Raw genomic sequence first — 17,891 nt, 5'->3', positions numbered from 1 at the left:
GCCCGGCCGCCCGGGGGGCGCCTGCCCCGGGGGGCCGCCCGGGGGGGGGGGGGGGGGCCCCCCCCCCCCCCCCGGGGGGGGGGGGGGGGCCCCGGGGCCGGGGTCCGGTCAGGCGCGGGGGCGGGTCTGGGACTCGGCCATGTCGGCCTGGACCTGCTGCATCTGCTGGGTGTGCCCGCCGAGCTGCTCGAGCTCGTGGGTGAGCTCCTCCAGCTCGGCGCCGCCGGCCATCTGGGCGGTGAGGTCCCCGAGCAGGATGTCCTTCTTCTCGTAGTAGCCGATGGACTTGCCGCGCTTGAGCAGCAGGAACCGGTCCCCCACCGGGTAGGCGTGGTGCGGGTTGTGGGTGATGAACACCACGCCCAGGCCGCGTTCCTTGGCCTGGAGGATGTAGCGCAGCACCACCCCGGACTGCTTCACGCCCAGGGCCGCGGTGGGCTCGTCCAGGATGAGGACCTTCGCCCCGAAGTGCACGGCCCGGGCGATGGCCACGCACTGGCGCTCACCACCGGAGAGGGTGCCGATGGGCTGGTCCACGTCGCGCAGGTCGATGCCCATGTCGGCGAGCTCCTGCTTGGTGATCTCCTTCATCCTCGCCACGTCCAGGTGCTTGAACGGGCCGAAGCCCTTCGTGAGCTCGGAGCCGAGGAAGAAGTTGCGCCACACCGGCATCAGCGGGACCACGGCGAGGTCCTGGTAGACGGTGGCGATCCCGGCGTCGAGGGCCTGCCGGGGGGAGCCGAAGGTGGTCTCCTCCCCGTTGACGCGCAGGGTCCCGTCGGTGTGCTGGTGCAGTCCGGCGATGATCTTGATCAGGGTGGACTTGCCGGCCCCGTTGTCGCCGAGCACGCAGGTGACCTTCCCGGCCTCCACGGTCATGGTGACCTCGCGCAGGGCGATGATGTTGCCGTAGCGCTTGCCGACGTCCTCCAGCTCGACCAGGGCCGCGGCGGTGGTGGTGCCCGTGGGCGTGTTCTGCGTCGACACGGTGGTCACCTACTTCCTCTCGACGCGCTTGCGCACGTACATGTTCACGATGGTGGCCAGCAGCAGCATCAGGCCCAGGAAGAACTTGAACCAGTCGGGGTTCCACTCCGCGTAGACGATGCCCCGGGAGGCCATGCCGAAGATCAGGGCGCCCAGGGCCCCGCCGATCGCGGACCCGAAGCCTCCGGTGAGCAGGCAGCCGCCGATCACCGCGCCGATGATGTAGAGGAACTCGTTGCCCACGCCCTCCCCGGACTGGACGGAGTCGAAGGCGAAGAGGTTGTGCATGCCCAGCAGCCAGCCGCACAGGCCCACGCCCATGAACAGACCGATCTTGGTCCTCGCCACCGGCACGCCCACGGCGCGGGCGGCGTTCTCGTCCCCCCCCACGGCGAAGATCCAGTTGCCGATCCTCGTCTTGAGCAGGATGAAGGAGGCGACGACCACCAGGGCGATCCAGTAGAACACCGTGATCCGCACGTCGACACCGAAGATGCTCACCGAGGAGGCGAAGACCGCCTTCGCCGCGTCGAACCCGTCCATGGTGCTGATCGAGGGCGAGGAGACCGAGCCGCCGATCAGCCGGGTCAGCGCCAGGTTGAGGCCGGTGAGCATGAGGAACGTCGACAGGGTCACGATGAAGGACGGCAGCTTGGTGCGCATCAGCAGCCAGCCGTTGACGAAGCCGATGGACAGGGACACCACGAGTGCCACCAGGACACCGACCCAGACGTTGACGGCGAAGAACCAGCTGAACATCGAGGCGGCCAGCGCGGAGGTGATCACGGCCACACCGGTGGAGAGGTCGAACTCCCCGCCGATCATCAGCAGCGACACCCCGACCACCATGATTCCGATGGTCGACGCCCCGTAGAGGACGGTGGAGATCGACTGGGGCTGGGTGAACGACGGAGCTGCGACGGCGAAGAACACGAAGACCACGATCGCACCGACCAGGGCGCCGACCTCTGGTCGGGCCAGGAAGGTGCCCAGCAGGCCCTTGGTCTGGATGCGCTCGTCGGCCGGGGCGCCGGCGGTGGGCGTGGGCGGGGCTCCGGAGGAGCCGCGGTCCGGCGCCGGTGCGGCGGCGGGTGTGCGGGTGGAGGACATGGTCTTCTGCTCCTGGTTCCAGGGCCCGCTCAGCGGATGCCCTCGTTGGCGAATTCGAGGACCTCTTCTGCGTTGGACGAGTCCACGACGGCGGGGCCGGTCAGCGTCGGCTGGCCGCCACCGATCCTGAAGGCGCCCCGGTGGTTCTGCCACAGCGAGTCCACGGACATGTAGCCCTGCAGCCACGGCTGCTGGTCGATGGTGAACAGCACGTCCCCGTCGACGACGGCCTGGGCGAGGTCGCCGTTCATGTCGAAGGACGCGACGGTGACGTCGCTGCCGGCCGACTCCTTCGCCTCGAGCAGGGTCATGGTGATCGGCGCGCCGAGCCCGATGATGGCGTCCGCCTCCTGGGAGGTCTGCAGCTTGGCCGTGGCGGTGGAGGACACCTGGGTCATGTCCGTGCCCTGCACGTAGAGGATCTCGGTCTCGGGGAGCTGCTCCTTGACGCCGGCGCACCGGGCCTCGAGCCCCACGTGCCCCTGGTCCTGGATGACACAGATCGGGCGCTGGATGCCCTCCTCCTTGAGCCGTTCCCCGGCCGTCTGCCCGGCGAGCTGTTCGTCGGACCCGAAGTGCGCGAACGCCCCCATCTCGGCGTACTCGTTCTCACCCGCGTTGAAGGAGACGACGGGGATGCCGGCGTCCTCCGCCTGCTGCAGCACGTCCCGCAGGGCGTCGGGCTTGGCCAAGGTCACGGCGATCCCGTCGACGTCCTGGTCGATGTACTGCTGGATCAGCTGGGCCTGCCGGCCGCCCTCGACGTCCCCCGCGTAGAGGAACTCGACGTTGTCCTTCGCCGCGGCCTCCTCCGCGCCCGCCCGGATGGTGTCCCAGAAGGTGTCGCCCGGAGGGGCATGGGTCACCATGGCGATCTTGATGGGGTCGGTCTGGGCCACCTGGCCACCGCCGCCCTCGCCCGCGGCCGTGGTCTCCCGGCCGCCCTCGGACGAGCAGCCGGCGAGCGCCATGGCCGGGACCAGCAGAGCGGCGGCCGTCAGGAGACGCCGGGGCGCCCTCGGCCGCAGGCTCTCGTGGGAAGGACGTCGTGCAGTCATGGGGAGTTCTCCTCGTGTCGTTGCGGGGCCTCGCGCCTCCGGGCGCCGCCTCGGCCGTCCGCTTGGGGATCATCCTGGGTGACCCGGATCACAGATGTCAATAGAATGTATGGACATATTCACATCTTGCCGTTCACAATGGAGGGAGTCGGCGGTCCCGCCCGCTCGGTCCCACCCCCTTGGAGGTCCACCATGTCCGGCCCACTCCGTCTCACGGTCGACAAGACCTCCCCCGTGCCCCTCTACCACCAGGTGGCGCAGGGGCTCGAGGACGCGATCCGCAGCGGCGAGCTGCCCCCGGGGACCAAGCTGGACAACGAGATCGACCTCGCCAACCGGCTCAACCTGTCCCGGCCCACCATGCGCAAGGCCATGGACCAGCTCGTGCGCGCCGGGCTGCTGGTGCGCAAGCGCGGTGTGGGCACCCAGGTGGTGGGCAGCCAGGTCCGCCGCTCGCTAGAGCTGACCAGCCTGCACGAGGACCTCCAGCGCAGCGGGGGCAGCCCCAGCACGACGGTGCTGGACTTCGCGCGGATCCCCGCCGACGACGAGGTGGCGCTGCTGCTGGGCATCGCGCCGGGCGACGAGGTCTACCACCTCGTGCGCCTGCGCAGCACGGACGGCGAACCGCTGGCCCTCATGGAGAACTGGATCCCCTGCGCGCTGTGCGAGCTCACGCGCGAGCAGCTCGAGCAGGAGGGCCTGTACTCCCTCATGCGCGGCCAGGGCGTCAACTTCCAGCTGGCCCACCAGCGGGTGGGCGCCGTCTCGGCCGACGCGTTCCAGGCGGAGCAGCTGGGCGTCGAGCCCGGCGCCGCGCTGGTCAGCATGCACCGCACCGCCATGGACGACCTCGGCCGGCAGGTGGAGACCGGCCGGCACGTGTACCGGGCCGACAAGTACACCTTCGAGCTGACCCTCGTCCAGCGCTGAGCGCAGGACCACCGTCCCGGCCCGGGACCACGCACGACGACGACACCGGAAGGCACACCGACCCATGCACACCGACAGCTCCCGCCCCGAATGGGTCCACCCCAAGGACTCCGCCGCCCAGGACGGCTGGTTCGTCTCCCTGGGCGGCCACGACTCCGCCGCCGAGGTCCCCGGCTGGGCCCACACGGGCCTGCGCGTGGCCGACCTCGGCCCGGGCGAGCGGATCGCCCTGGACGCCGCCGAGGAGGAGCGCATCGTGGTGCCCCTCGCGGGCAGCTTCACGGCCGAGACGGGCGGTGAGAGCTACGACCTCGCCGGCCGCCCCTCGGTCTTCGCCGGCCCCACCGACGTCCTCTACACCGGGATCCGCCGGGACCTGACCGTGTCCACCGCCACCGGCGGCCGGGTGGCCGTGGCCTCGGCGCCGGCCCGCGCGGAGCACCCGACGCGGCTCGTGACCCGCGAGGAGATCCCGGTGGAGCTGCGCGGGGCGGGGAACTGCTCGCGCCAGGTGCACAACTTCGGCACGCCCGCCGCGCTGGAGGCCGACCGGTTCATCGTGTGCGAGGTGCTCACCCCCGCCGGCAACTGGTCCTCCTACCCGCCGCACAAGCACGACGAGGAGAAGGACGGGGAGACCGCCCTGGAGGAGATCTACTACTTCGAGACGCAGCTCGCCGCGGGCATGCCCGTGCCGGCGGGCGGCGGCGCCGACCCCATGGGCTACCAGCGGGTCTACGCCTCGGACGACCGCCCCATCGACGTCAGCGCCGAGGTGCGCTCGGGCGACGTCGTCCTGGTGCCCTACGGCTGGCACGGGCCCGCCATGGCGACCCCCGGCTACGACCTGTACTACCTCAACGTCATGGCCGGGCCGGGCCGGGTGCGGGAGTGGCTGATCAGCGACGACCCCCACCACGGCTGGATCCGCCGGACCTGGGACGAGTCGGCGGTCGACCCCCGGCTGCCCTTCGGTCGCTGACCGGTTCCGTGCCGATCCGTCCGGGCGACCGCACCCGGAGTCGTCCCCCGGACGACGGGACCGCCCGCCCGTGGAGCCGCCGGCTCGCGCTGCTCGTGTCCACCGTGCTGTTCATGGAGCACCTCGACGGCACGATCCTCGTCACCGCGGCGCCGAGCATCGCGGCCGATCTCGGCGTCGGCAGCGCCGAGATCGGCCTCGCGATGACCGTCTACCTCGTCACAGTGGCCACGTTCATCCCCGTGGGCGGCTGGCTCGCCGGCCGGTTCGGGCCCCGGAGGGTGTTCTGCGCGTCCATCGTCGTCTTCACGCTCGCCTCCCTCCTGTGCGCCGCCGGCGGCAGCCTCCCGGCACTGGTGGCCGCGCGGGTCCTTCAGGGCCTCGGCGGGGCCATGATGGTCCCGGTCGGGCAGCTCATCGTCCTGCGCGCCACGGACCGGCGCGATCTGCTGCGGGCCATCGCCTGGATCACGTGGCCGGCGCTGCTCGCGCCCGTGCTGGCCCCGCTCGTGGGCGGGCTGCTGACCTCCTGGGCGAGCTGGCACTGGATCTTCCTGATCAACGTCCCCGTGGGCGCGGCGGCCCTCGTCGCGGCGTTGCTGCTCGTCCGCGACACGGAGACCGAACGCCGGTCCCTCGACGTGCCGGGACTGCTGTGGTGCACGGTCGCCGTGTTCGGCCTGGTCGCCGGTCTGCAGCTCGTCCCGCTCGCCGGGTGGGCCGGCGCCGCGGTCGGGCTGCTGTGCGCCGCGGCCCTCAGCGGGGCCGTCGCCGTTCGCTGGCTGCTGCGCGCCGCGAACCCCCTGCTGGACCTGCGGGTCTACCGGATCGCCGGCTACCGGGCGGCGAACTCGGGAGGCTTCGTCTACCGGGCGGTCGTCAGCTCGGTCCCGTTCCTGCTGCCGCTGCTGCTCCAGGACGGCTTCGGCCGGTCGCCCGTGGAGTCCGGTCTGCTCGTCACCGCGGTGTTCCTCGGCAACGTGGGCGTCAAGCCGGCCACCACCCCGCTGCTGCGCCGGTTCGGGTTCCGCACCGTCCTCATCGCCTCCGTGTCCGGCGGCGCGGTCTGCATCGCGGCGTTCCTGCTCCTGGCCCCTGGCACGCCCCTGTGGCTCGTCGCCCTGCTGCTGCTGACCAGCGGGGCGCTGCGCTCGATCGGGTTCACCGCCTACAACTCCCTGCAGTTCGCCGACGTGGAACCGGCGCAGATCTCCTCGGCGAACACCCTGTCCGCCACCAGCGCTCAGCTGGCCACCGGGCTGGGGATCGCCGTGGGGGCCCTCGTCCTGCAGCTGGCCTCGGCCGCTGCCGGCATTCTCCCCGAGGCCGGGGACCTGCTCCCGTACCGGGCGGCCTTCGCCGTCATGGCGGCCCTGCTCCTGCTGCCCCTGGTCAGTGCGCTGCGGCTCCCGCCCTCGGTGGCCGAGCACGTCAGCGGGCACGCCACCACCGTCGCGGCGCCACCCCGCACCCCTTCAGGAAAGGGGACACCATGACCGCCCAGCCCGAACACCCGCTCCACGACGGCACGACCCTGCCGGCCGAACCGGCACCGGAGGAGATCGCCCGCGCCCACGGCGTCGGGACCGGGCAGGTCGTGCTGCGCCGGCACTCCAGCCGAGGGTCGTCCCGATCCCCACCTGCGCGAACCCGGAGCGACGCCGCGTCGACCGGAAGCTGGACCTCGAACCCCCTCCCGAGCAGACGGCCGCCGTCGACGGGTCGGAGCAGGGTCGGATCCGGGGCAGGGACCCCGAGGAGGATGAGGAGTTCGGAGCCCCCGCTCCACCGGCCCAGGGGCGCGACACAGGGCCCCCTCCGTGTGGAGGAGGCCCTGTCGTCGTCCGTGGACGGTGTCAGCGCAGGGCGCCGACGGACGCGGCGGCGTCCTTCAGGACGCCGGCGGCGATCTCGAGGCCCTCGATGCGGCCCAGGGAGACGTCCTCGTGCTCGATGTTGACGGCCATGTCCGGGTCGACCTCGTGCAGGGCGGTGAGGAACTCGGCCCAGTAGGCGGTGTCGTGGCCGCGGCCCAGCGCCACGAAGTCCCAGGCGGAGTCCTTCGGCCACTCGTTGGCCCACTCGTCGCCGCCGAGGTTGGTGCGGTCCTCCTCGGGCGAGAGCCGGCGGAAGCTGTTGTCCAGCACACCGTAGAGCGCGGCGTTCTCCTGGTTGATCCGCACGTCCTTCGCGGCCGCGTGGAAGATCAGCGGGCCGAGTTCGCGGATCACGGCGACCGGGTCCATCTGCTGCCAGAACAGGTGCGAGGCGTCGAGCTCGACGCCCACGTGCGTGGCGCCGGTCAGGTCGATGAGCTTGCGGACGTCAGCGGTGTTGAAGACCACGTTCTGCGGGTGCAGCTCGAGGGCCACCTTCACGCCGTGATCGGCGGCCATCCGGTCGGTCTCCTTCCAGAAGTCGGCGACGATGCCCCACTGATAGTCCAGGATGTCCAGGGCCCCGGAGTTCCAGGCGTTGACGATCCAGTTGGGCACCGTGGCCCCGGGCTCCCCGCCCGGCAGCCCGGACATCGTCACCACGCGGTCCTGGCCCAGGCGATGTGCGAGCCGGATGGAGCGGCGGATGTCCTCGGCGTGCTTCTCGCCGATCGCCCGCTTGGGGTGCAGCGGATTGCCGTTGCAGTTGAGGCCGGCGATCGAGACGCCGGTGCCCTCGAAGAGCCCCAGGTAGTCGTCGCGGGCCGCGTCGCTCTCCAGGATCTGGTCCATGTCCGGGACGTGGACGGCCGGGAGGAACCCGCCCGTGTTGATCTCGATGCCGGTCAGGCCGAGGTCCGCGATGACCTTCAGCGCCTCCGGGAGCGGGCGGTCGTGCAGGATCGCGTTGTAGACGCCGAGCTTCACAGGACGACCTTCTTTCCGTGGTGGGTGGCGGACTCCACGGCCGCCTCCAGGATCTCCATGTTGTGCACGCCGTCCGCGAAGGAGGCGTTGCGGGGCAGGGACGCCGACTCCTCGAGACCGGCGACCTCCTCGAGGAAGGCGCGGGCCTGGTAGCCGAAGGCGTCGTTCTGGCCGAACCCGACGCCGGGGGCGTCCATGGCCAGTCCCTGCGACAGGTAGGCGTGGCCGGGGCCGAGGTTGACGGTGCGGTAGCCGTTGGTGGCCTCGGGTCCGTCGGTGAGGAACAGCTCGATCTCGGCCGGGCGCAGCTGGTTGAACCGCGCGGCACCCTTCTCGCAGAACACCTCGAAGGTCAGGGTGTTGGGGTGCCCGGCCGCCACCCGGGAGACCTCCAGGCTGCCGGCGCCGGTGGCGAACTCCGCCGAGAACGCGGCGTAGTCGTCGTTCTCGACCGGCTCGTAGTCGTCGCTGACCTCCACCAGGTGGTGGCCGGTCACCGCACCCAGGGGCAGCGGCCGCTCGGAGATGGCCGTGGCCAGCCGGCCACCGCTGACGGAGCGGACGTCCCCGCAGAGGAACTCCGCCACATAGGCCAGGTGACTGCCGACGTCGGCCAGCGCCCCGGAGCCCGGGCCGCCCTTGTAGCGCCAGCTCATGGGCGCCTTCGGGTTCACTCCGTAGTCGGTCCAGTACCGGCCGCTGAAGTGCAGGACCTTCCCCAGCGTCCCGCCCTGGATCAGGTCGCGGATCGCGGCGATGCCGGGGGTGCGCCGGAAGGTGAAGCCGATGCGGGCGATGGATTCGGCCTGCTCGGCGGCCCGGGCCATGGCGCGGGCGTCCTCGAGGGTGTCGCTGAGCGGCTTCTCGCACAGCACGTGCTTGCCGGCCGCCAGCAGGCCCTCGACGGCCCGGCGGTGGAAGCGGTTCGCGATGACGACGCTGACCACGTCGATCTCCGGGTCCTCCGCGACCGCCTCCCAGGACCCCAGGGCCTTCTCGTAGCCGTAGCGGCGGGCCACGTGCGCCCCCAGCGTCTCGTTGACGTCGCCGATGGCGACGTAGCGCAGCGGAGGCAGGACGGGGTCGTAGAGCGTGGGGGCCACGCGGTAGGCGGCCGCGTGGGCCTGGCCGGCCATGCCGGCGCCGATGACGGCGATGCCGATGCTGTCGGTCATGTTTCTCTCCTGGTCTGGGGACGGGTCTTGGGGGCGGGATGAGGACGGTTCGGGAACAGGACGAACACGCAGGAAGAGCGACCGTCGCGCCGGGCACTGTGGCACCGGTCACGATTGGAGCGCTCCAATGAGCGTAGGGTCTTCCCCCGAACCGGGTCAAGAGGTTTGTCAGGACACATTTCGGGAGACAATGCTCTGGTGAACACGCGTCCGCCCACCATCTACGACGTCGCCCGGAGCGCGGGCGTCTCGAAGTCCCTGGTGTCCCTCGTCCTGCGCGGCTCCCCCAGCGTCTCGGAGGCCCGGCGGGCCGCCGTCCTGGAGGCGGTGGAGCGGCTGGGCTACCGCCCCAGCCAGGCCGCCGCGGCGCTGGCCGGGGCGACGACGCGCACCATCGGGGTGGTCATCGACGACTGGCGGAACCTGTGGTTCGTGGAGCTGCTGCGCGGTCTGCAGGAGGGCCTGGCGCCGCACGGGCTGCGCATCGCGGTCGCCGACCACACGCTCAACGCGCACGTGGAGGCGCACCCGCTGGACGGCTTCCTGTCGATGCGCGTCGACGGGCTGGTGATCGCCACCGAGCCGACCGGGGCCATGCGTGTGCCCGAGGGGCTGCCCGTCGTGGTGGCCGGCCACCGGGAGGGCGTGATACCGGGTGCGGAGGTCGTCGCCAACGACGACCGGCTCGGCGCGCGCCTGGCGACGGAGCACCTGATCGGCCTCGGCCACCGCGGCATCGGCCACCTCACGGGCGGCGGCGGAGCGGCCCGGCTGCGGGCGGAGGGCTTCGCGGCGGCGATGGCCGCGGCCGGCCTCGAGCCCCGCGCCGTCGCCGGGCACGGTGCCACCACGGAGGAGGACGGCTACGCCGCCGCGGTGCGCCTGCTCGACGCCGCTCCGGAGACCACGGCGGTCTTCGCCGCCAACGACACCATGGCCATGGGGGCCCTCGCGGTGGCCGGTGAGCGCGGGTTGCGCGTGCCGCAGGAGCTCTCGGTGGTCGGCTACGACGACTCCCCCATCGCCTCCACCCACCTCCTGCGGCTGACCACCGTCGACAGCCGCAACGCGGAGATCGGCGCGGTGGCCGCCGAGCGGCTGGTGGCCCGGATCGGCGGGGGCCCGGACACGGGGGCGGCGGTCCTGCTCGAGCCGGAGCTGGTCGTCCGCGGCTCCACGGCGGCACCCCGCGCGACCGGGTGACGGCGGGGCCCCGCGAGCGCCCCGCCGCCGCGCCGGGGAGACGCGTCAGGGCGCGGTGGGGCCGTCGCCCCGCCGCGCCCTGACGCCGGCCCCCGCTGCCGCTCAGGCGCGGGCGGCCACCGGTGCCGTGCTGTAGAGCTCGGGCCTGGGCTGCATCCGCACGGGCACGATCTCCCCGCTGGCCTGCGCCCGGACGCCGGCCTCGCAGCACGCGGCCGTGGCGTAGCCGTCCCACGCCGAGGGACCGCCGATCTGCCCGCGCGCCGCGGCGTCGACCCACGCCTGGATCTCGCGGTCGTAGGCCTCGACGAAGCGCTCCTCGAAGCCCGGGGTGACGCTGCCGCCCCAGGTGCCGGCCGTGCGGACGTAGGGCTCGCTGTCGCAGCCGATGCCCACCACGCCGGTCTCGAAGGACGCCTGCGTGGCGACCTGGTAGCCGAACTGCGCGTTGACGTAGGCCTCGACCTGGGCGAGGATCCCGGACTCGGTCTCCATGAGCACCAGCTGCGGGTCCTTCTGGCCCTCCGGGGCGTTGCGGGTGGAGCGCCCGATCCGGACCTGGACCGAGGTGATCTCCTCCCCGGTGAAGAAGCGCACGGCGTCGAACTCGTGCACCACGGAGTCGTTGATGATCATCTCGTTGGTGAACCCGGGCGGGGTGGTCGGGTTGCGGTGCTGGTGGTGCAGGGTCAGCAGCTCCCCGTAGGGCTGCTCCTCGATCATCCGGCGCAGGGCGAGATAGCCCGCGTCGAAGCGGCGCATGAAGCCGACCTGGATCAGCTGCCGGCCGGCGGCCACCTCGGCCTCGACCACGCGCCAGGAGGACTCCGCGTCCGGGGTCAGCGGCTTCTCGCACAGCGTGGGCAGCCCGTGCTCGATCGCGGACAGCAGCACCTGCTCGTGCAGGAACCCGGGGGTGGCGATGAGGGCGGCGTCGATGTCGTCCCGGTCGAGCACCTCCTGGAAGTCGGTGTGGGCGACCGCGCCGGGGATGTGGGCGATGGCGGCCTCGGCCCGGGCCCGGTCGATGTCGACGACGGCGGCGATCTCGGCGCCGTTGATCCGGCGGTGGATGCGCTCGATGTGGTCGGCGCCCATGCGGCCGGCTCCGACGACGGCTACGCGCAGCGGGGTGTTCATGGTGTTCTCCTTCCGCCGCCCCTGCGGGGCGGGATGTGCGGGGCGCTCCCGCCGGTGCGGGGACCGGCGGGAGCGGGGTGGCGTGCGGGTCAGTGGTCGGACGAGGACGGGAAGGCGAAGGACGCCCCCGAGGCGTGGTGCGGCTCGGGCCACCGCTCGGTGACGGCCTTGCCGCGGGTGTAGAAGCGCACGCCGTCGGGCCCGTAGATGTGGTGGTCGCCGAACAGCGAGGCCTTCCAGCCGCCGAAGGAGTGCCAGGCGACGGGCACGGGGATCGGGACGTTGACGCCGATCATGCCCACGGTCACCTGCCGCTTGAACTGGCGGGCGTAGGCGCCGGAGGAGGTGAAGATCGCGGTGCCGTTGCCGTACGGGTTGGCGTTGATGACCTCGATGCCCTCGTCCAGGGTGTCCACGCGCAGCACCACGAGGACGGGCCCGAAGATCTCCTCCTCGTAGGCCTGCATGTCCTTCCGGACCCTGTCCAGGACGGTGGGGCCCACGAAGAAGCCGTCCTCGTGGTCCTTCACGATCAGGTCGCGGCCGTCCACGACGACGGCGGCGCCGTCCTGCTCGGCGGCGGTGACGATCCGGCGCACGCGGTCCCGGGACGCGGGGGTGATGACGGGGCCCATGTCGGAGGAGGCGTCCATGCCGTTGCCCACGGTGATGTCCTTGGCCCGCTCGGCCAGCTTGTCCACGAGCAGGTCGGCGGCCTCGCCGACGGCCACGGCCACGGACACGGCCATGCAGCGCTCCCCGGCGGAGCCGAAGGCGGCCGCCGTGAGGTTGTCGGCAGCGGAGTCCATGTCCGCGTCCGGCAGCACGATCGCGTGGTTCTTCGCCCCGCCGAGGGCCTGGACGCGCTTGCCGTGCTTGGTCGCGGTCTCGTGCACGTACTGGGCGATCGGGGTGGAGCCCACGAAGGAGATGCCGTCCACGTCCGGGTGGGTCAGCAGCCCGTCGACGGCCTCCTTGCCGCCGTGCAGCACCTGGAACACCCCGTCCGGCAGGCCGGCCCGCTGCCACAGCTCGGCGATCAGCAGGGCCGGGGAGGGGTCGCGCTCGGAGGGCTTGAGGATGAAGGCGTTGCCGGTGGCGATCGCCACGGGGGCCATCCACAGCGGCACCATCACGGGGAAGTTGAACGGGGTGATGCCCGCGACCACGCCGAGGGGCTGGCGGAAGGAGTAGACGTCGATGCCGGTGGAGAACTGGTCGGAGTACTCCCCCTTGAGCTGCTCGGCGATCCCGCAGGCGAACTCGACGACCTCGAGGCCGCGGCCCACCTCGCCCTTGGCGTCGGAGAGCACCTTGCCGTGCTCGGCGGTGATCAGGGCGGCGAGGTCGTCGGTGTGGGCGGCCACGAGCTCGCGGAACTTGAACAGCACGGCGGTGCGCTTGGCCAGGGACACGTCGCCCCACGAGTCGGCGGCCTTCCGCGCCGCGGCCACCGTGGTCTGCAGGTCCTCGTCGGTGGCCAGGTGCAGGATGCCGGACACCTGCCCGGTGGCGGGGTTGTAGATCTCCTGCGTGCGGTCACCGGTGCCGGGCGTGCGGGCCCCGGCGATGAAGTGCTCGACGTGCTGGATCTGCTGGTCGGTCCTGTCGATCTGCTGGGTCATGGGACTCCTCCTTCAGTTCCCCAGCAGCGGACGCTGCCGGGCCTTGTGCTGCTGGTAGACCTCGTAGGCCTCGTTCGTGGACTCGAGGGTGGCGGTGCCCGTGACGGGCACGTCCCACCAGGACTCGGAGCTGGGCGCGTCGATCAGCGGGTCCGACTCCACGTGCACGAGTACGGGACCGGAGCCCTCGGGCACGGCCTTGGCCTCGGCCACGGCCGCCTGCAGCCGGTCGATCACGCCCTCGCCGGGCTCGACCCGCAGCACGCGCACGCCGAGGGACTCGGCGTTGGTGGCGAGGTCGATCGGCAGCGTCGAGCCGTCGTCGAAGCTGTGCCGCCGCCCGTCGAGGTAGCGGTACTTCGTGCCGAAGCGCTGGGACCCCAGCTGCTCCGAGAGCGCGCCGATCGAGGCGTAGCCGTGGTTCTGGATCAGCACCACCACGAGCTTGAGCCCCTCGGCCACGGCCGTGACGAGCTCGGTGTGCATCATCAGGTAGGAGCCGTCCCCGACCATGACGACGACGTCGCGCGCGTCCTGCGGCGTCCCGGCCCGCTGGGCCTCGGCCACGGCGGCCCGCTTGACCCCGAGCCCGCCGGCGATCTCGTAGCCCATGCAGGAGAACGCGTACTCGACGTGGTAGCCGAAGGCGTCCTTGACCCGCCACATCTTGTGCAGGTCACCGGGCAGCGAGCCCGCCGCGCACACGACGACGTCGCGGTCGTCCATGGCCTCGTTGACGGCCCCGATGATCTCGTTCTGGCTGGGCAGCGGCAGGTGCCGCTCGGAGAACGCCGCATCCACGGTGGCGTCCCAGCGCTGCTTCTCCCGCTCGACGGTCTCGGCGAGGTCCGCACCGACCCGGTACCCGCCGAGCGCCCTCGTCAGTTCGACGAGCGTCTTGCGGGCGTCGGCGACGACCGGCACGGCGGTGCCCTGCTTGTAGGCGTCGAACGCCGCGACGTTGATGTTGACGAAGCGCACGTCCGGGTGCTGGAACGCGGTGCGGGACGCGGTGGTGAAGTCCTCGTACCGGGTGCCGATGCCGATCACCAGGTCGGCCTCGGCGACCACGGCGTTGGAGGCCGTGGAGCCGGTGGAGCCGACGGCCCCGAGGCACAGCGGGTGGTCCCAGTCCATGACCCCCACGCCCGCCTGGGTGTAGGTCACAGGGATCCCGGTGGTCTCGGCGAACTCGGCCAGCGCCTCGGTGGCGAAGGAGTAGTGCACCCCGCCGCCGGCGATGACCACGGGCCGCTCGGCCGCGCGGATCGCCGCGACGGCCGCGCGGACGTCCTCCTCCTCGGGCGCCGGCCGGCGGATCCGCCACTCCCGGGGGGCGAGGAACTCCTCGGGCACCTCGAGCGGCTCGGCCTGCACGTCCTGCGGGAGCGCGATCGTCACGGCGCCGGTCTCGGCCGGGTCGGTGAGCACCCGCATGCCGTTGAGCAGCGCCGAGAAGAGCTGCTCCGGCCGCCAGACGCGGTCGAAGTAGCGGCTGACCGGCCGGAAGACGTCGTTGACGGTGATGTCGTTGGCGTCGGGCCGCTCGAGCTGCTGGAGCACCGGGTCCGGGCGCCGGGAGGCGAACTGGTCCGAGGGGAACAGCAGCGCGGGCAGCCGGTTCGTGGTGGCCAGGGCGGCGCCGGTCACCATGTTGGTGGCACCGGGGCCGATCGAGGTGGACACCGCGAAGGTGGCCCGGCGCCGGGTGTGCCGGGCGTAGCCGACGGCCTGGTGCACCTGGGCCTGCTCGTTGCGGCCCTGGTAGTAGGGCATCAGGGCGGGGTCCTGGGCCTGGTACTGCTTCAGGGCCTGGCCCACCCCGGCCACGTTGCCGTGGCCGAAGATGCCGAACATGCCCGGGATCGTGCGCTGCCGGTACTCCTCGGCACCGATCCGGTCGACGGTCCACTGGTTGGCCAGGAACTCCACGAGCGCCTGGGAGACGGAGAGGGTGCGGGTCCTCATCGGGCGGCTCCTTCCTCGACGGTGTGCCCCTTGAGCAGGGACGCGGCGGTGGCCACGGCGCCGGCGACGTCGCCGTCCTCGGGGTAGAGGAGGGTGCGTCCGACGGTCAGGCCCTGGACGCCGGGCAGCGCGAGGGCGGCCTCCCAGGTCGCGAAGACCTCGTCGGGCCGGCTGCTCGGGTCGCCGCCCAGCAGGACCGTGGGCAGGGTGGTGGCCGCCATGACGCGCTCCATGTCCTCGACCACGGGCAGCTTCATCCACGTGTGCGCGGAGGTTCCCCCGAGCCCCTGGGCGATCGCCACGGACTGGATCACGGCGTCGGCGGAGAGGTCGTTGACGATGCCGGTGCCGGTGATCCGGGAGATGAACGGCTCCACCATCGCGATGAGCCCCAGGGCGGCCAGGGAGTCCACCGCCCTGGCGGTGTTCTCCAGGACGGAGGTGGTGTGCGGGTCCTCGAAGCAGATGCGGGTGAGCATCTTGCCGCCGTCGGCGCCGATCCGGTCCAGGGCCTCGGCCGTGTGCCCCGTGAAGCGGTCGTCGATCTCGTTGACGAGGCCGGGCAGACCGCCGCGGTTCATGGAGCCGAAGACGAGCTTGCCCTCGAGCGCCCCGAGCAGCAGCAGGTCGTCCAGCACGTCCGGGGAGGCGAGCACGCCGTCCACCTGGGGGTCCGCCAGGGCGATCTGCAGCCGGTCGAGCAGGCTGCGCCGGTCGGCCATGGCGTCGGCCTCGCCGCGCACCCGCAGGGCGCCGCGGGCCGCGTGGTCCGCGGCGACGACGAAGTTCTGCCGCCCGTGCACGGGTCCGGGGTGACGACGGCGGGAGTCGGCGGCGCGCTGGACGGCGCGCGGGTCCTCCAGCCGGACCCGGGTCAGGTGCTCGTAGCGGCGGGGGTCCGCCGTGTCGAGCTCGAGGGGGGTGGTCGTGGTCATCGGGTGGCTCCTTCGGGTACGGCGCGGCCGCGCTCGCGCAGCAGCTGGAAGACCTCGGCGGGGGTGGGCATGGCGTCGGAGCAGGAGATCTTCGAGGCCACGATCGCGCCGGAGGCGTTGGCGTAGTCGAGGACCTGCTCGAGGCTCCAGCCCTGGTTGATGCCGTGGCAGAAGGCCCCGCCGAAGGAGTCGCCGGCGCCGAGGCCGTTGACGGTCTCCACCGGGACGGGGGCCGAGACCACGCGCTCGTCGCGGGTCTTGGCCATGACCCCCTCGGGGCCGAGCTTGACCACGGCGATCCGCATGCCGGCCTCCAGCAGCCGGTCGGCCTGCTCGTCGGGGGTGCCCTCCCCCACGGCCACCGCGCACTCCTTGTCGTTGCCGATGGCGATGGTCACGTGGCCGAGCAGCTCGTGGACCTGCGCCCGGGCGTCCTCCTCGGACTCCCAGAACATGGGCCGGTAGTCGAGGTCCAGGATCGTGTGCTGGTCGGCCCGCAGCTGCTCGCGGGGACGGGCCTCGTGGGCGGCGAAGTGGGCCGCCCGGGACGGTTCCTGGCACAGGCCCGTGACGGTGGACCACAGGATCCGCGTGTCGGCCACGACCTCGGTGTCGATCTCCTCGGGCCGGATCTGCAGGTCCGGGGCCGTGGGGAAGCGTCCGTAGAAGTACAGCGGGAAGTCCTCTGGCGGGCGGATCGCGCAGAACGTGGCGGGGGTCTGCAGCCCCGGCACGGCGCTCACGAACCGGTCGTCCACGCCGTAGCGGGTGAGCTCGCGGTGCAGGAAGGTGGCGAACGGGTCGTCGCCGGTGCGGGTGATCACCGCGGTGGACTCGCCGTGGCGGGCCGCGGCGACCGCCACGTTGGAGGGCGATCCGCCGAGGTACTTGCGGAACGTGGTCACGTCCTCGAGTCCGACGCCCACGTCGTCGGGGTAGATGTCGACGCTGATGCGTCCCAGGGTCACGACGTCGTAGCTCACGCGTGGGCCTCCGTCCTCTGCTCGGTGTGCTGCGGGGTGCGGGCGGCGGCCTTCCGGGCCGCCTCGGCGCGCTCGGTCATCTGGGCCAGCTGGTAGCGGGAGACCTCCATCGCGCTCTCGTCCTCGGCGAAGACCGAGGAGACCATCACGGAGTCCGCCCGGTCGAGGAAGCCGTTGGTGGCCAGCCCGCCGAAGAACTCGTCCCAGTCGACGTCGCCGTCCCCGATCTTCAGGTGCTGGTGCACCCGGGCCGCGTTGCCCGGGGGGTTGGTGATGTAGCGCAGCCCGTGCGAGCGGTGGTGGTCCATCGTGTCCGCCACGTGCACCACGCGCAGGCGGTCGCCCACCGCGGCCATGATGTCCAGGGGCGCGTCCTCCATGTGGAAGGTGTGCGGGGCCACGTAGGCGAAGCCGAGGTTCGGGGAGTTCACGCCCCGGATCACCCGCCACGCCGCCAGGCCCTGCTCCACGAAGTCGTCGGGGTGCGGGTCGATCGCGATGTGCACGCCCTCCGCCTCGACGAGCGGCACCAGCTCCTCCATGGAGCGGTAGAACGCGCGCTCGGACTCCTCGGACAGCTCGGGCCGGCCGGAGAACTCGGTGTTCATCTGTTGCACCCCGAGGTCCACCGTCATCCGGACGGCGCGCTTCCAGTACCGCACGGCGGCCTCACGGGCATCCGGGTCCGGGGAGGACCAGCGCAGCACGGGCAGCACGGAGGCGATCTGCACCCCGGCGGCGCGGCAGGCCGCCCGCAGGTCCGCGACGAGCCGGTCGTCGGCCTTGGGGTGGCCGAAGAAGGGCAGGAAGTCGGCGTGCGGCGTGAGCTGCAGGTGGTCGTAGCCCAGGTCCGCGGCGAGCTGCGGGAACTCGAGCAGGGAGTGGGTGGCGTGGAACGGGGTGGGGTCGAGGGCGATCTTCATGGGCG

The 17,891-nt window shown here is 72.2% G+C and carries 15 protein-coding genes; 4 read left to right on the top strand and 11 right to left on the bottom strand.

From position 1 onward, the window contains the following. Nucleotides 1–108: 108 nt before the first annotated feature. From ACP7CD_RS12880 to ACP7CD_RS12870, 3 genes are read right to left on the bottom strand one after another with little or no spacing between them, the layout of a single operon-like run. Entirely contained in the window at nucleotides 109–987 is an 879-nt protein-coding gene (locus ACP7CD_RS12880) for an ATP-binding cassette domain-containing protein (RefSeq protein ID WP_426120442.1), read from the bottom strand. Nucleotides 988–996: 9 nt separating this feature from the next. Beyond that, nucleotides 997–2,097 carry an ABC transporter permease gene (locus ACP7CD_RS12875; protein ID WP_426120346.1) on the bottom strand — a complete coding sequence of 367 codons (1,101 nt, stop codon included), beginning with the start codon at nucleotides 2,095–2,097 and terminating at the stop codon, nucleotides 997–999. Between the two features lie 29 nt (nucleotides 2,098–2,126). Next, nucleotides 2,127–3,155, bottom strand: coding sequence for a substrate-binding domain-containing protein (locus ACP7CD_RS12870; protein WP_426120345.1), 1,029 nt, complete (start codon nucleotides 3,153–3,155; stop codon nucleotides 2,127–2,129). Nucleotides 3,156–3,347: 192 nt separating this feature from the next. On the opposite strand from ACP7CD_RS12870, the gene ACP7CD_RS12865 reads away from it, so the two are divergent. The 3 genes from ACP7CD_RS12865 (at nucleotide 3,348) to ACP7CD_RS12855 (ending at nucleotide 6,566) form a co-directional block, all read left to right on the top strand. After that, the gene (locus ACP7CD_RS12865) at nucleotides 3,348–4,088 is read left to right on the top strand and encodes a GntR family transcriptional regulator (protein WP_426120344.1); all 741 of its coding nucleotides are present in this window, start codon (nucleotides 3,348–3,350) and stop codon (nucleotides 4,086–4,088) included. A 64-nt stretch (nucleotides 4,089–4,152) separates the two neighbouring features. Beyond that, the gene (gene iolB / locus ACP7CD_RS12860) at nucleotides 4,153–5,070 is read left to right on the top strand and encodes a 5-deoxy-glucuronate isomerase (protein ID WP_426120343.1); all 918 of its coding nucleotides are present in this window, start codon (nucleotides 4,153–4,155) and stop codon (nucleotides 5,068–5,070) included. An 8-nt stretch (nucleotides 5,071–5,078) separates the two neighbouring features. Next, nucleotides 5,079–6,566, top strand: coding sequence for an MFS transporter (locus tag ACP7CD_RS12855; RefSeq protein ID WP_426120342.1), 1,488 nt, complete (start codon nucleotides 5,079–5,081; stop codon nucleotides 6,564–6,566). Nucleotides 6,567–6,926: 360 nt separating this feature from the next. On the opposite strand, the gene ACP7CD_RS12850 is transcribed toward ACP7CD_RS12855, so the two are convergent. After that, nucleotides 6,927–7,934: a sugar phosphate isomerase/epimerase family protein gene (locus ACP7CD_RS12850; RefSeq protein WP_426120341.1), complete on the bottom strand. Its 1,008-nt coding sequence runs from the start codon at nucleotides 7,932–7,934 to the stop codon at nucleotides 6,927–6,929. After that, complete coding sequence (locus ACP7CD_RS12845) at nucleotides 7,931–9,109, bottom strand: Gfo/Idh/MocA family oxidoreductase (protein ID WP_336650252.1); 1,179 nt, start codon at nucleotides 9,107–9,109, stop codon at nucleotides 7,931–7,933. The genes ACP7CD_RS12850 and ACP7CD_RS12845 overlap by 4 nt, the downstream gene beginning before the upstream one ends. Nucleotides 9,110–9,304: 195 nt before the next feature. On the opposite strand from ACP7CD_RS12845, the gene ACP7CD_RS12840 reads away from it, so the two are divergent. Continuing rightward, complete coding sequence (locus ACP7CD_RS12840) at nucleotides 9,305–10,312, top strand: LacI family DNA-binding transcriptional regulator (protein ID WP_336650271.1); 1,008 nt, start codon at nucleotides 9,305–9,307, stop codon at nucleotides 10,310–10,312. 102 nt (nucleotides 10,313–10,414) lie between these two features. Here the strand turns inward: ACP7CD_RS12840 and ACP7CD_RS12835 are convergent, their stop codons facing one another. The 6 genes from ACP7CD_RS12835 to ACP7CD_RS12810 all read right to left on the bottom strand — a co-directional run bounded on the left by ACP7CD_RS12835 (nucleotide 10,415) and on the right by ACP7CD_RS12810 (nucleotide 17,886). Further along, the gene (locus tag ACP7CD_RS12835; RefSeq protein WP_426120340.1) at nucleotides 10,415–11,452 is read right to left on the bottom strand and encodes a Gfo/Idh/MocA family protein; all 1,038 of its coding nucleotides are present in this window, start codon (nucleotides 11,450–11,452) and stop codon (nucleotides 10,415–10,417) included. An 89-nt stretch (nucleotides 11,453–11,541) separates the two neighbouring features. Next, the gene (locus tag ACP7CD_RS12830; RefSeq protein WP_136340941.1) at nucleotides 11,542–13,077 is read right to left on the bottom strand and encodes a CoA-acylating methylmalonate-semialdehyde dehydrogenase; all 1,536 of its coding nucleotides are present in this window, start codon (nucleotides 13,075–13,077) and stop codon (nucleotides 11,542–11,544) included. Between the two features lie 12 nt (nucleotides 13,078–13,089). Further along, entirely contained in the window at nucleotides 13,090–15,045 is a 1,956-nt protein-coding gene (iolD, locus tag ACP7CD_RS12825) for a 3D-(3,5/4)-trihydroxycyclohexane-1,2-dione acylhydrolase (decyclizing) (RefSeq protein ID WP_109222526.1), read from the bottom strand. Continuing rightward, nucleotides 15,042–15,980: a Cgl0159 family (beta/alpha)8-fold protein gene (locus tag ACP7CD_RS12820; protein ID WP_109222525.1), complete on the bottom strand. Its 939-nt coding sequence runs from the start codon at nucleotides 15,978–15,980 to the stop codon at nucleotides 15,042–15,044. Before ACP7CD_RS12820 ends, iolD begins: the two co-directional genes overlap by 4 nt. Further along, nucleotides 15,977–16,963, bottom strand: coding sequence for a 5-dehydro-2-deoxygluconokinase (gene iolC, locus ACP7CD_RS12815; RefSeq protein WP_109222524.1), 987 nt, complete (start codon nucleotides 16,961–16,963; stop codon nucleotides 15,977–15,979). Before iolC ends, ACP7CD_RS12820 begins: the two co-directional genes overlap by 4 nt. After that, the gene (locus tag ACP7CD_RS12810; RefSeq protein WP_426120339.1) at nucleotides 16,960–17,886 is read right to left on the bottom strand and encodes a sugar phosphate isomerase/epimerase family protein; all 927 of its coding nucleotides are present in this window, start codon (nucleotides 17,884–17,886) and stop codon (nucleotides 16,960–16,962) included. The genes iolC and ACP7CD_RS12810 overlap by 4 nt, the downstream gene beginning before the upstream one ends. Nucleotides 17,887–17,891: the final 5 nt, after the last annotated feature.

This window comes from Kocuria sp. LHG3120, assembly GCF_049897445.1.
Taxonomy (GTDB): domain Bacteria; phylum Actinomycetota; class Actinomycetes; order Actinomycetales; family Micrococcaceae; genus Kocuria; species Kocuria rosea.
This window is presented reverse-complemented; position numbering and strand designations above follow the sequence as displayed.